The 13,192-nt window shown below is 42.6% G+C and carries 12 protein-coding genes; 6 read left to right on the top strand and 6 right to left on the bottom strand.

The features are described 5' to 3' along the window. Positions 1–33 precede the first annotated feature (33 nt). Complete coding sequence (locus tag GVN16_RS16165) at positions 34–366, bottom strand: DUF3467 domain-containing protein (RefSeq protein WP_166564953.1); 333 nt, start codon at positions 364–366, stop codon at positions 34–36. Positions 367–676: 310 nt separating this feature from the next. Between GVN16_RS16165 and fusA the strand changes: the two genes are divergently transcribed. Next, entirely contained in the window at positions 677–2,788 is a 2,112-nt protein-coding gene (gene fusA / locus GVN16_RS16160) for an elongation factor G (protein WP_166564952.1), read from the top strand. Between the two features lie 183 nt (positions 2,789–2,971). Here fusA and dnaN read toward each other — a convergent pair whose 3' ends face one another. Both dnaN and gldG read right to left on the bottom strand, forming a co-directional pair. Continuing rightward, positions 2,972–4,096, bottom strand: a complete 1,125-nt coding sequence (gene dnaN / locus GVN16_RS16155; RefSeq protein WP_166564951.1) for a DNA polymerase III subunit beta — start codon at positions 4,094–4,096, stop codon at positions 2,972–2,974. A 117-nt stretch (positions 4,097–4,213) separates the two neighbouring features. After that, the gene (gldG, locus tag GVN16_RS16150) at positions 4,214–5,875 is read right to left on the bottom strand and encodes a gliding motility-associated ABC transporter substrate-binding protein GldG (RefSeq protein ID WP_166564950.1); all 1,662 of its coding nucleotides are present in this window, start codon (positions 5,873–5,875) and stop codon (positions 4,214–4,216) included. A gap of 68 nt (positions 5,876–5,943) precedes the next feature. On the opposite strand from gldG, the gene GVN16_RS16145 reads away from it, so the two are divergent. Together GVN16_RS16145 and GVN16_RS16140 are read left to right on the top strand one after the other, a co-directional pair. Beyond that, positions 5,944–6,447 carry a cupin domain-containing protein gene (locus tag GVN16_RS16145; RefSeq protein WP_166564949.1) on the top strand — a complete coding sequence of 168 codons (504 nt, stop codon included), beginning with the start codon at positions 5,944–5,946 and terminating at the stop codon, positions 6,445–6,447. 77 nt (positions 6,448–6,524) lie between these two features. Continuing rightward, a complete protein-coding gene (locus GVN16_RS16140) occupies positions 6,525–6,998 on the top strand; it encodes a DUF4293 domain-containing protein (protein ID WP_166564948.1) in 474 nt (157 codons plus the stop codon). 6 nt (positions 6,999–7,004) lie between these two features. Here GVN16_RS16140 and GVN16_RS16135 read toward each other — a convergent pair whose 3' ends face one another. After that, entirely contained in the window at positions 7,005–8,324 is a 1,320-nt protein-coding gene (locus GVN16_RS16135; protein ID WP_166564947.1) for a D-alanyl-D-alanine carboxypeptidase/D-alanyl-D-alanine-endopeptidase, read from the bottom strand. Positions 8,325–8,531: 207 nt separating this feature from the next. On the opposite strand from GVN16_RS16135, the gene guaB reads away from it, so the two are divergent. Continuing rightward, the gene (gene guaB / locus GVN16_RS16130; protein WP_166564946.1) at positions 8,532–9,998 is read left to right on the top strand and encodes an IMP dehydrogenase; all 1,467 of its coding nucleotides are present in this window, start codon (positions 8,532–8,534) and stop codon (positions 9,996–9,998) included. A gap of 74 nt (positions 9,999–10,072) precedes the next feature. Here guaB and GVN16_RS16125 read toward each other — a convergent pair whose 3' ends face one another. Then, positions 10,073–11,854 carry an acyl-CoA dehydrogenase gene (locus GVN16_RS16125; protein ID WP_166564945.1) on the bottom strand — a complete coding sequence of 594 codons (1,782 nt, stop codon included), beginning with the start codon at positions 11,852–11,854 and terminating at the stop codon, positions 10,073–10,075. Positions 11,855–11,866: 12 nt separating this feature from the next. Beyond that, positions 11,867–12,175, bottom strand: a complete 309-nt coding sequence (locus GVN16_RS16120; RefSeq protein WP_166564944.1) for an SCP2 sterol-binding domain-containing protein — start codon at positions 12,173–12,175, stop codon at positions 11,867–11,869. Between the two features lie 183 nt (positions 12,176–12,358). Here GVN16_RS16120 and GVN16_RS16115 point away from each other — a divergent pair, with 183 nt between their 5' ends. After that, complete coding sequence (locus GVN16_RS16115; RefSeq protein ID WP_166564943.1) at positions 12,359–12,961, top strand: RNA polymerase sigma factor; 603 nt, start codon at positions 12,359–12,361, stop codon at positions 12,959–12,961. After that, a complete protein-coding gene (locus GVN16_RS16110) occupies positions 12,949–13,149 on the top strand; it encodes a hypothetical protein (protein WP_166564942.1) in 201 nt (66 codons plus the stop codon). The genes GVN16_RS16115 and GVN16_RS16110 overlap by 13 nt, the downstream gene beginning before the upstream one ends. Positions 13,150–13,192 lie beyond the last annotated feature (43 nt).

Raw genomic sequence — 13,192 nt, 5'->3', positions numbered from 1 at the left:
TAACAGTGAAAATGGCTGTTAACCCGTTTTATTTTATGCTTCACCCATCTGTCCTCCGAAATTCATCGGAAAAGGAATCGGGTCGTTGCTTTGTCTGATTTCACCGAAATTATTCTCGTATTTGCTGATATTGTCCTGAAGAGCCATCAGGAGTCTTTGTGCGTGCTCAGGCGTCAGAATAATTCTTGCTTTCACTTTTGCTTTAGGCACACCGGGCATCAGCCTGATAAAATCCACTACAAATTCAGAGTTCGAATGAGCAATCATTGCAAGATTGGCATAAACACCTTCTGCCATCTCTTCAGACAGCTCAATGTTGATCTGGTTTTCATTCTCCTCTTCTTCTATTTCCTGCTTTTTTGCCATCGTATTAATTTTTTGTAATTGGGAAATGCATTTTATAAATCAAACTTACTAAATGTTTTATAATTAACATTTTTATTTGAACAGAATCTTATTAAACGGAAAAGAATGTTTTTGGTTTCCTATTTCATTCAAAAATAAGAAACTCGGGCCTTAATAATTTAATAAAGCTATAAAAATTTCATTATCAGGTTTTTTTTTGTAATTTTGCACCCCAAATTCAAAATGTAATTTCTGAAAATATTCTGGTTTGGGTACGAAACATTTACCCTTCGGGATGTGAAATTGAAAAAACTGTAAACAAATTATATTAATGGCTCGCGATTTAAAATTTACAAGAAACATTGGGATTGCCGCCCACATCGATGCCGGTAAAACCACCACTACGGAGCGTATTCTATATTACGCAGGTGTCAGCCACAAGATTGGTGAAGTTCACGATGGTGCTGCTACAATGGACTGGATGGAGCAGGAACAGGAAAGAGGTATCACAATTACTTCTGCTGCTACTACAGTAGGCTGGAAATACAGAGATGAAAACTACCATATTAACATTATTGATACTCCGGGTCACGTGGATTTTACTGTTGAGGTAAACCGTTCCCTAAGGGTATTGGATGGCTTGGTATTCCTTTTCAGTGCTGTTGATGGCGTTGAACCACAATCTGAAACTAACTGGCGTCTGGCTAACAACTATCATGTTGCCCGTATTGGTTTCGTAAATAAAATGGACCGTTCTGGAGCAGACTTCCTTAATGTTTGTAAGCAGGTAAAAGAAATGCTTGGCTCTTACGCTGTGCCTCTTCAATTGCCTATCGGAGCTGAAGAAAACTTCAAAGGAGTAGTTGACCTGGTTAACTTCCGTGGTATCGAATGGAACGAAGAAGACAAAGGTATGACTTTCAGAGAAGTGCCGATTCCTGACGATATGCTTGAAGAAGCTACTGAATGGAGAGAGAAATTGCTTGAAGCAGTAGCTGAATTTGACGAAACGCTGATGGAGAAATATTTCGAAGATCCGAATTCTATCTCTGAAGATGAAATTCTTGCTGCTCTTCGTCAGGCTACCATCACGATGAAAATCGTTCCTATGCTTTGTGGTTCTTCTTTCAAAAACAAAGGAGTTCAGACCATGCTTGATTACGTAATGGCTATCCTTCCTTCGCCGATGGACAGACCGGGTATCAAAGGAACAGATCCAAGAACCGGTGATGAAATCTTAAGAGAGCCGGATGTAAAACAACCATTTGCAGGTTTGGCCTTCAAAATTGCAACTGACCCGTTTGTAGGTCGTTTGTGTTTTGTAAGAGCTTACTCAGGCGTATTGCCTTCAGGTTCTTATGTATTGAACAACCGTTCCGGAAACAAAGAACGTATTTCTAGAATTTTCCAGATGCATGCTAACAAGCAAAATCAGATCGATGCCCTTGAGGCCGGTGATATTGCTGCGGTAGTAGGCTTTAAAGATATCAAAACAGGAGATACACTTTCTGATGAAAAACACCCGATCGAACTGGAATCAATGGTATTCCCTGATCCGGTTATCGGTTATGCGATCGAGCCTAAGAAAACAGCCGATCAGGATAAATTCTCTACTGCGATCACTAAACTGATCGAAGAAGATCCGACCCTTAAAGTTGAATCTAACGAGGAAACAGGCCAAACCATCATCAGAGGTATGGGTGAGCTTCACCTTGAAATCATCATCGACCGTATGCGTCGTGAATTCAAAGTAGAAGTAAACCAGGGTGCCCCTCAGGTAGCCTTCAAAGAATGTTTCACCAAGACCGTTGAACACCGTGAAGTTTACAAGAAACAAACCGGTGGTCGTGGTAAATTCGCTGACGTGGTATTCGAATTCGGTCCGCGTGATGACGATGAGGAAGGAAAAGAAAAGAAAATGGGTCTTCAGTTTGTGAACAACATCGTGGGTGGTGTTATTCCTCGTGAATTTATCCCTTCTATTCAGAAAGGTTTTGAAGAAGCGATGAAAACAGGACCTCTTGCAGGTTTCCCTGTTGATGCCTTCAAAGTAAGAATCTTCCACGGTTCGTATCACGATGTCGATTCAGATGCCTTCTCATTTGAAATGGCAGGTAGATTAGGTTTCCGTGAAGCTGGTAAACTGGCCGGACCTAAATTACTTGAACCGATCATGGCTGTTGAAGTACTTACTCCTGAAGAATATACAGGACCTATCACAGGTGACCTTAACCGTCGTCGTGGTATGATGAAAGGTATGGATACCAAATCAGGCTCACAAGTGATCAAAGCTGATGTGCCTCTTTCTGAACTGTTCGGTTATGTAACTGACTTGAGAACGATGTCTTCAGGTCGTGCTACAGCTAACCTTACTTTCTCTCACTACGATTTTGTACCTAACAACATCGCTGAAGAGGTTATCAAGAAAGAAAAAGGAAACTAAGAAAAGAGGTTTTCTTACATATATAAAAGCAGCTCCGTCTACACGGAGCTGCTTTTTTTATGCAATGTCACTGATCTTCGGAAGAGGACGGTTAAAGCTTATGGCTAAACAGCCGGCCAACAAAAAAGCCCTGGAAAATTCCAGGGCCTCTTGTTTCGGTATATTTTGTAACAAATAGTATTTTTATGAATACGAATTCAGCATGACCGGCATAACCAGCATCAGCATGTCTTCGTTTTCTTCTTTGTCTTTAGGAATAAGCAAACCTGCCCTGTTAGGCTGAGACATCTCAAAAGTAAGAATGTCTGTGTTCAGGTTACTCAGCATTTCTGCCAGGAATTTGGCGTTGAATCCGATCTCCATGTCGTCTCCTACAAACTCACAGCTCAGTTTTTCCGTCGCTTCGTTTGAGTAATCCAGATCTTCCGCAGAAATCGTTAGTTCGTCCGCTGTAATCTTCAGACGGATCTGGTGAGTTGTTTTGTTGGAGTAGATGGCGATCCTTTTCAGGGAGCTCAGGAACTTGGCTCTTTCAATCGTCATCTGGTTCGGATTGTTTTTAGGGATAACGTTTTCGTAATCCGGGAAACGCTCGTCGATCAGACGACAGATCATTTTGATATTTCCAAAGCTGAAAAAGGCGTTGGAATTACTGAATTCTGTTTTTACAGGAACCACATCAGATGGCAAAGACGATCTCAGCAAAGTAAGGGCTTTGCGTGGAAGGATCATGGTCGTCGGAGTAGTCGATGTCACGTCTTCTCTTCTGTAACGGATCAGACGGTGACCGTCGGTAGCTACAAAAGTGGTATATTCTTCAGTCAGTTCAACAAAAACACCGGTCATGGCAGGTCTCAGGTCGTCTGTGCTGGTAGCAAAGATGGTATTGGAGATAGCCGCACCCAGGATATGAGAATCAAGCTCAATGCTGAAATTACGGTTTACCTGCGGAGGTCTCGGAAAGTCAAGAGGATTTTCACCGGCCAGTTTAAATCTACCGTTGCTGGTTACGATCTCCGTTCCAAAAGTTTCTTCATTAATATTAACAGTTACCGGTTGCTCAGGCAAACTACGAAGGGTATCCATCAGTAATTTCGCCGGAACAGCAACAGAACCTGAATCCGATGAGTCAACAAGGGCCTCAGTGATGATCACGGTTTGCATGTCAGATGCGGTGATCGTCAGGGTAGTATTATCAAGCTGCAATAAAAAATTTTCAAGTATCGGAACAAGTGGATTGCTGGCTATTACACCGCTGATGGTTGAGAGTTGTTTTAAAAGCTCTGATGACGAAACGACAAACTTCATATTGCTTTGTTTTGAGTATGTTTTTTATTAATCCACAAAAATAGTCAAATGTTGGCAAAACGAGGTGTTTTGGCCTGGTATTTTTTTAGTAAAGTATCATAAATCCTGGTATTATTTTCAGGAATTATATTTCTTTCTCCACATATAAGCTCTGAAAAAACCGAAAATTAATAAAACAGCCAGAGGTAAAACCATGTTGACAATCTGCCACCTGGTTCGCTCGTCGCGGGTTTTCAGGGTATCCAGCAGACGGATTTTGATCTCCTTTTGTCTGGCCAGAATAATGCCTTCATTTTCAACAAGATAACTGATGGAGTTCATCAGGAAATCCTTGTTTCCAAAAGTATGTTTGGTAAATTTATCATAACCCAGGGCCAGGGGCTCCCCGGTTTTGCGGTCCACGTCGTTAACGATGATGTCTCCGTCCGAACAAATGATGATTTTTGATGATTCTCCTTCTGCTTTGAAAGGTACAGCTGCCGTTTTTGAGTGGATCATCCGGTTTTTATACAAGGATGTAAACTTACCTTCGAGCAAATACGCAATGCTTTTTATGCCTCCCTGGTACTCTTTCTGGTCGGTGTCGGTGCGGGCCTCGTTATAGGTCACCAGGGCAGGGGCGTTGAGGATTTTGGTATATGGCGAAGTCATTAGTAAAGGTGTTTTCTGGATGCCTCTTTCCGCCGTCGTATCGATGTCTGAGGTAAACCGGGTATACACCATATCCAGGTTTTTCGTGATCAGGCTGTTGCCGAAATTGTTGATCAGCGGGAAATACCTGTACGGCACCGGCTGGATATTGGGTTTGTCGCCGGTGTTGCCCACCACAAGGGGAATAACGGCACAGTTGAGACCGTCTTTGACCATATTCTTGTTGATTCTTACGCCATAGTTAAAAAACAGGTCGTCAAGATTAACATCAAGCGGCTGGGCGAAAGTACCTTCAAGGCCAACAGAGTCAACCTTCAGTCCATCCACAAAAAACAGGGCTTTACCACCATACATGATGTATTGGTCAATCTTGTATTTTGTGCTGTCGTCTACAGGAAAATCAGGTTTGGGGATGATCAGTGCATCGAGCCCCTGGAATGTGGGAGAGGCTTTCGAATCGATGATAAATACGTCATAGTATTCCTGCAGGGTATTGATCATGCCAGCAAAATTCACGGGTTGAAGTTTCGTGAATTCGGTCAGCAGCCCGATCTTCTTTTTCTGTTTCAGCGTCAGTTTATGAATGGCATTCGCCAGTTCAAATTCCACGTTTTCGTAGGACTGATTCAGCTTGGTCTGGGCGTCCATGGCCTGGTTGCCTTTCAATAGCAATACCACAGACTCCTTATTCTGATACCAGACCGTGGCATAAGGAAAGATCAGGTTTTCTGTTTTCCGGCCGTCTTTTTTATCAAAGATCGTGGTCGGTTGCATGCCTTTGGATATCAGTTCATTGAACAGCTTGTCTCTTGCCGGACCTTCTGAAAGAGCATTGAAATCAATAAACTGATAATCAATTTGTTTGCCCGCATAATTTTTAAATTCTTCCAGGGTCTGATCAATCGCTCTTTTCAGCCGCTCAAAACCACCGGGAAGGGCCTGTCCGTCCAGGTAGACTTTTATAACCACCTGGTCGTCAATGTTATTTAAAATTCCTTCTGTAGTTTTTGAAATAGAATACCTTTTCTCTTCAGTAAGGTCAGCCCTGAAAAAAAACCAGGCCGACAGTATATTGACAGCAATGACAATGGCCAGAATAATCCCAAACTTTTTTTGCTTACCGTTCATGAATGTGTTTTACAATCCTAAATTTGCCCGAAAAATACACTAATTTTATCAGAAAATTAAATCTTTTAATGAATACAGCCACATATTGGGTCGAAAAGCTGCAACTCCGGAAACACCCGGAAGGTGGTTTTTTTGCTGAAACTTACCGTTCAGAAGAGTCCGTCCCTCAGGCAGGTTTACCTGCCCGTTTCTCCGGGCCGAGGCGTTTCGGAACGGCCATTTTGTATCTGCTGGAGGAAAGTGACTTTTCGGCTTTTCATAAGATTAAATCCGACGAAATCTGGCATTTTTATAACGGAGATCCGCTGAATATATTCTATTTCGACACGAATGGAAATCTCGAAAAAATTGTTCTTGGAAATAATCCCGGAAACGGAGAAGTTTTTCAGGCCGTTGTGCCGGCGGGTTGCTGGTTTGGAAGTATTCCGGCTGCCGGTAGTAAATATGCTTTGGTGGGTTGTACGGTAGCCCCGGGTTTTGATTTTGATGATTTTGAAATGGCCGAGAGGGCGGTTTTATCGGAGAAGTATCCGCAGCACAGGGAAATTATTCAGACATTGACAAGGTCATAAATATCAAAAAAACAGGATTTAGGTAGTAAAAACTTTCAAATAGTATAATTTTGCAAATCATTTACAACGTATAGAAAATGTTACAAAGAATTCAGTCTTTATTGTTATTAGTTGCTGCGATCAGCATGGGTGTTTTTTTGGGTACCAATTCATTCACAAAGCAAATAAGCCCTGATGAAGCGGTCATTGTTAATCCATACCACGTTCTGCATACAAAAGGTAGCCTGGCTGCGATGGATAAACCCATTTATTATGTTGCCTTGTTAGGTGTTTTGGCTCTCGGCCTTTCTCTTTTCTCTATATTTCAATACAGGAACCGCGTCAGACAAATGCTTTTTGTAGCCCTTAATTCATTATTTATGGGTTTATCACTGGGCTTAAGTGTTTATCATATTCAGAATGACGCCGTCAAAATAGGGGCCGATTCCATCCAGGGAGTTTACGGCATCGGAATTTACGCTGCATTTTTAGCATTGGCATGTAACTGGGTCGCTAACCGTTTCATCAGGAAAGATGAGAAAATGGTGAAAGACGCAGACAGAATGAGGTAAACCCTCTCAGTAATTTTCATGAACCCAGGTCAGGATCTTTGACACTTCGTTACGTACTTTCGAAACGGGGTGGGTAAAGTTGTTATTCATAAAACTGAATATCAGGGTCTTCCCGGACTTTGTTTTAAGATACCCGCTCAGGTTATATACGCCGCTCATAGAGCCCGACTTGGCAAAAATGAAAGGATCGCCCGACTTATAGGCGGTCTTTATGGTACCGGACTGTCCTCCTGCCGGAAATAACGAAAATAACCTTTTATGAGGCGTTTTGGCATACATTTTATCCAGTAATCTGACCAGGCTTTGAGGGGTAAAAAGATTGTACCTGGACAAGCCCGAACCGTCCACCCATTTGGCCGGATCCGGCAGGTCATCAAGAAACCTGCTTCTAACGGCTTCAATGCTGGAAGAAGTGCTGATGGTGTCGGAATAGGTATTTCCGGCCAGCAGCAGCAATTGCTCGGCCAGCATATTGTCACTTACTACCATCATCCTCCTGTAAACTGTATCTGTAGCAAATGAATAGATCGTTTTAGCATCGTGCGGCATCGTGTACCGGGATAATTCCACAACCCTGTTTAAGGTATCCGATAAAAGGCCGGCGGTTAATCCGTCAGACGTTTTAAAAGGAATGTCCTGTTTATAATTTTTAGCCTCTTTTACCTTTTTAGAAATCGTAAAATGGTTGTCATCCATATGCCTTTTTATATATCCCTGCTGGGCATTTTCGCTGTCGATGAAAGAGGACTGGAAAATGGCCGGGTTTATTTTAATACTTCCGGCTTTAATACCAACCCTTACGATGTTACCATAAACAGGCAGGGAGGTTATTTCAGGTTGGTAATCATCATTATAATCGTCCCAGGCCCATCCCGCACCATAGTGGGGGTTGTTAAAGTTGGAGGTTGAGAAGAATAGTTTTTTGTCAGGATAAGCTTTGAAAAAATCCAGGGTTTTGGAAGGAGCAAAGTCCGGATGAAGGAAAGTCGGATCGGCCGTTCCCCAAAAGATCAGGGAATCTCCTTTCACGATATATCTTAAGGCAGGGATGGAATCCCCCAAGGTATTGAGACAGGCGAACAGGGAAAATATCTTGGTATTGGATGCCGGGGCAAAATAAATGCCGGCGTTTTTGGCAAAAACATTTGCGGACGTTGCCGGGTCATAAAGAACCAGACCCGAGAGACTGTTTCTTAAAACAGAAGAAGTATCCAGGCTTAACCTGAGGCCAATTTCCGGGCTGGTTTTTCCGGTTTTCTGGACCGCACATGAGGAAATAAAAACGCTTAAAACAATAACGGATAAAAGTGCAGGAAAAAGTCTCATTTCGCTTAGTTTATGATGATTCAGAATACGGCAGTAAATATAAGAACCGGGCGGACATTTTTAAACATTTTCAAGACGGATACCGATTTTTCGAAGTATTTTTGAGTGAAAGTCCCTGGTTTTCAAATTAAATAAAAAAAGATACTGGTTATCGGAAAATAATCCGTAGCTTTGCGTGGCAAATAAGAAAACTGAATTATTTGCCATATGTTAGACTCATCTAAGCTTCTTTACGAAGCACTCACCTACGACGACGTTCTCCTTGTTCCTGCTTATTCTGAGGTTTTACCGAAAAATACTTCAACAAAAACGAAACTTAGCCGAAACATTTCGCTGAATATTCCATTGATTTCTGCGGCGATGGATACTGTTACAGAATACGAAATGGCCGTTGCCGTTGCCCAGGAAGGGGGCATCGGAATCATACATAAAAATATGAGCATCGAAGCTCAGGCTGATCAGGTCAGAAAAGTAAAAAGATCTGAAAGCGGTATGATCATTGATCCGATTACATTAAACACCAATGCCGTTGTCGGAGATGCTCTTCGCATCATGAAGGAATTTTCAGTAGGAGGAATTCCTGTCATTACTGAAAATGGCGTACTGGCCGGAATCGTTACCAACCGTGACCTCAGATTCCAGACGGACATGTCAAAACCGATCCTGGAAGTAATGACCATCGAAAAACTGATTACTTCTGTAGAAGGTGTAGGCCTGGATGAAGCAGAGAAGATTCTGATGGTACACAAGATAGAGAAACTTCCGATCATCAATAAAGACAACATACTCGTTGGTCTGATCACCTATAAGGATATCCTGAAAAAGAAAAACAGACCGAATGCTGCCAAAGACAGACTGGGAAGACTGATTGTCGGAGCGGCAGTTGGCGTTACCGCTGACATTGAAAAAAGAGTAGAGGCTCTTGCCAAAGCCGGAGTGGATGTCATCAGCATAGATACAGCCCACGGGCACTCCAGAGGGGTTATCGACGCCCTGAGACAAATCAAAAATGCTTTCCCGAAAGTAGATGTTATATGTGGTAACATCGCTACAGGAGAAGCCGCCAAAGCCCTGGTAGATGCCGGAGCAGATGCCGTTAAAGTGGGAGTAGGACCGGGAAGTATCTGTACTACCCGTATCATTGCAGGTATCGGGATGCCTCAGCTTTCTGCCGTGCACCTTTCTGCCAAAGCCATCGAAGGTTCAGGAGTTCCGGTGATTGCAGATGGTGGTATCCGTTTCTCAGGGGATATCGTTAAAGCCATTGCCGGTGGTGCAAGTTCAGTAATGATCGGTTCATTACTGGCCGGGACAGAAGAAGCCCCGGGCGAAATGGTCATCAATGAAGGACGTAAGTTCAAAACCTACCGTGGTATGGGATCAGTTGAAGCCATGGAAGACGGCTCTAAAGACCGTTATTTCCAGGATGCTGAAGACGACGTTAAAAAACTGGTTCCTGAAGGTATTGTAGGACGTGTGCCTTTCAAAGGTCTGGTAAGAGAAGTTTTGTACCAGATGACCGGAGGCTTAAAGGCAGGTATGGGTTATTGCGGAGCAGGAACCATCGAAGACCTGCAGAAAGCTAAATTTGTGAAAATTACAGCTTCAGGAATGAGAGAGTCACACCCTCATGATATCCAGATTACAAGAGAAGCTCCGAATTATTCGAGATAATATCATAATTAAGAGGATAAAAAAAGCCCGGCAGATGATTTTCATCCGGCCGGGCTTTTTGATTGATGTCTGTATTAAAACTGAAACTCTGTTCCCTGGTCTATCGTCAGGACTTCTTCATCCAGGAGTCTTTTTGACAACCCCGAGGTTTTCGGTAACTCATAATGATAAAAGAACTTCATCGTATGAATTTTACTTTCATAAAAACTCTTCAGGTCATCAGAAGCCGCTAGTTTTTTCTGTGCCGTCACCCCGATCTTTAACCATTGCCAGGCTATGGTTACGAGTCCGGACAGTTCCATATACAAAGTCGCATCAGAAAGGAAGCGTTCGGTGTCTCCCGTCGCTGCTACTGAAATCAGATGGCGGGTGATGGTACTCAGGTTTTTTATTTCTGCTGATAACTCATTGGCATATTTTTTCAGATGGTCATAAGCCATCGCTTCGTCGATGGTTTTCTGTATCTCTCCGGCCAATAATTTAAGGGCTGCACCATTTTCAGCGGCCACTTTTCGCCCGAGCAGGTCCTGTGACTGAATACCGGTGGTGCCTTCATAAATAGGCGTAATCCGGATATCCCTGTAGTATTGTTCAATCGGGAAGTCTTCTGTGAAGCCATACCCTCCGAAACATTGCAAGGCATCGCTGGTTACCCGGAGGCCTGACTCACAAGGATAGGTTTTGGCTATGGGTGTCAGAAGTTCCAACAGCAAATGGTATTTCTTTCTCTCTTCTTCAGACTCTGAATAATGAGACAGATCGAAATACTGAGCCACTTCTGTGAGTAATGACAAAGAGCCTTCTACTGCCGCTTTTTGAAACAAAAGCATTCTCCTGATGTCGGGATGCTGGATGATCGCCACCTGCGGGGAGTCCAGGGCATTCTTTTTATTCAGTCTCCTGCTCTGAGGTCTTTCTTTGGTGTACTCAACAGCCGCATGATAGGCCGCTGAAGAGATGGACGCTCCTGTAAATCCTACTCCGATACGGGCTTCGTTCATCATCTGAAACATGTAGTTCAGGCCTTTATTCGGTTCGCCCAGCAAATATCCCCTGCATTGATCCCCAAAGCCGAGATGCATGGCCGGAACGCCTTTTTGACCCAGTTTGTGATAAATACCCATGTTGGTGATGTCATTTTTTGAGCCGTCCTCAAAATACTTGGGAACTACAAATAATGAAATTCCCTTTGTCCCCAAAGGAGCACCTTTGATCCTGGCCAGCACAAGGTGAACCACATTCCGGCATGCATCATGATCACCGGCGGAAATAAAGATCTTCTGACCGCTCACCAGGAACTCGTTTTCCCCGGCGGATTCGGCACTACATACAATATCCGATAGAGAAGAGCCTGCCTGGGGCTCTGTCAGGCACATGGTACCCTGCCAGTTGCCGTTAAGCATATCCGGGATATATTTTTGTTTGAGCTCTTCAGATCCGAAACTGGCGATCAGTCTTGCCGCTCCGGTAGTAAGCCCGGTATACATCATACCATTGTTGGCAGCCATCAGGATATGGCCCACCATGCTTGAAATAGAGAAGGGCAATTGTGCCCCGCCGTCTTCATAGGTGAAGTCGGCTCCGATGATCCCCGAATCTCCCAGGGCTTTGAGGTAATCTTTCAGGCAGGGATGGACTTTCACTTCCCCGTCTACCAGCTCGGGCTGATTGCGGTCAACAGACAAAAGATTGGGAAACATGATGTTATCGGCAATGAGCGTGGCGGCATCAAGCGTCATTTCAAAGGTTTCCCTGCTATGGTCAGAAAAAAAAGGAAGCTGACATGCTTTTTCTACTTCATGGACATCATAAAGCAAAAAATTAATGGTTGGTCTGTCATGATATTGGGTAGCCATAGATGGAAGAGGTTACATTAAACCCAATAATTTTGCATATTTCATCATAGCTGCCGGGTTTGAGATCTTAAGTTTACCCATCATCATGGCCATCATCGGGTTGGTTTCACCTGAAGCTACTTTGGCAAAATCATCCGGTTTTGCAGAAATAACCACTTCAGGATCTCCTTCTATGCCTTCTTTAAAGGAAGCAGCACCGTCTTTTACTTCAATGGTATATTGTTCGTCTTTCAGATCAAAGTGAATAACTGTAGCGATATCTTTAATGTCGTCCGGGTTTATTTTTGAAGGTAGTGCCGATAAATAATCCTTTGCTGTCATGAGAAAAAATTTTAAGTTTGAAAAAAATATTATGCAAGCATACTATTTTTTTTTTATTTTTGCAAATTGATTTATATCAATTACAAACTTATTGTCATAGATTAACAAAAAACTTTTATTTTTGTACTGAAAATATCTGAAACGCATCTTTAAGTTACTTTTATCCTGTAAAACAATTAAAAATTGAGAAACTCTAAATTCAAACATTTTAAAGATGAGGAGCTGGTGTGTTTGTTTATTGAGACCCAGCGAAATATTTATTTTGAAGAGCTCTACGAAAGGTATGTCAACAAGGTGTATCGGAAGTGCTATTCGTTTGTCTACGATCAATCCCTTGCTGAAGACTTCACGCATGATATCTTCCTGAAACTGGTGCTCAAAATCAGTTCCTACAAAGAAAATTCCAGATTTTCCACGTGGCTTTTCTCCATTACATACAACTACTGTATGGATCAGGTAAGAATTGGTAAAAAACAGGGCGAAGTTGCTATTGAGGAAGGATTCGACAAAGAAGAAGAAGTCGAAGATCATGAATTAATCAACATGCAGGGTCAGGAGCTCAAGAAGAGCCTTGATCAGATTTCTCCCGACGAGAAAGCCCTCCTGTTGATGAAGTACCAGGATGACTTCAGCATTAAAGACATTGCCAACACTTTTAAAATTTCTGAGAGTGCCGTCAAAATGAGATTGATGAGGACCAAGGAAAAGATTAAAAGGTTGTATTTTGAGAATATTGCGGTGGTTGCCTTATTAATTTTAAAAATCATTCTCTTTTGGAAAAAGTAAATGCACCAACCGGATTTAGTGAAATTGAAGATGAAAGTATAATTATCCCGGAAGGATTAAAAGAAATCATCATGAATGAAATTGATTCCATCAGAAACGCACTAACGGTGGCAGGTCTTTATATTGGTGAGCCCATACCTGTCTTATTAAAACTCTTGCAAGAACTTGACTCTGACTGGCATAAATAATCTCAATGCTTTTATCCGGCATATATTTTAAATGTCAGACAGG

The sequence above is a fragment of the Emticicia sp. CRIBPO genome, assembly GCF_009905725.1.
Classification (GTDB): domain Bacteria; phylum Bacteroidota; class Bacteroidia; order Cytophagales; family Spirosomataceae; genus Leadbetterella.
This window is presented reverse-complemented; position numbering and strand designations above follow the sequence as displayed.

Bases quoted from the DNA above. Each gene is read 5' to 3' on its own strand.
- guaB (WP_166564946.1), top strand. From the start codon at position 8,532: ATGTTAGACTCATCTAAGCTTCTTTACGAAGCACTCACCTACGACGAC.
- gldG (WP_166564950.1), bottom strand. From the start codon at position 5,875: ATGAACGGTAAGCAAAAAAAGTTTGGGATTATTCTGGCCATTGTCATT.
- dnaN (WP_166564951.1), bottom strand. From the start codon at position 4,096: ATGAAGTTTGTCGTTTCGTCATCAGAGCTTTTAAAACAACTCTCAACC.
- fusA (WP_166564952.1), top strand. From the start codon at position 677: ATGGCTCGCGATTTAAAATTTACAAGAAACATTGGGATTGCCGCCCAC.
- GVN16_RS16120 (WP_166564944.1), bottom strand. From the start codon at position 12,175: ATGACAGCAAAGGATTATTTATCGGCACTACCTTCAAAAATAAACCCG.
- GVN16_RS16145 (WP_166564949.1), top strand. From the start codon at position 5,944: ATGAATACAGCCACATATTGGGTCGAAAAGCTGCAACTCCGGAAACAC.
- GVN16_RS16125 (WP_166564945.1), bottom strand. From the start codon at position 11,854: ATGGCTACCCAATATCATGACAGACCAACCATTAATTTTTTGCTTTAT.
- GVN16_RS16165 (WP_166564953.1), bottom strand. From the start codon at position 366: ATGGCAAAAAAGCAGGAAATAGAAGAAGAGGAGAATGAAAACCAGATC.
- GVN16_RS16140 (WP_166564948.1), top strand. From the start codon at position 6,525: ATGTTACAAAGAATTCAGTCTTTATTGTTATTAGTTGCTGCGATCAGC.
- GVN16_RS16135 (WP_166564947.1), bottom strand. From the start codon at position 8,324: ATGAGACTTTTTCCTGCACTTTTATCCGTTATTGTTTTAAGCGTTTTT.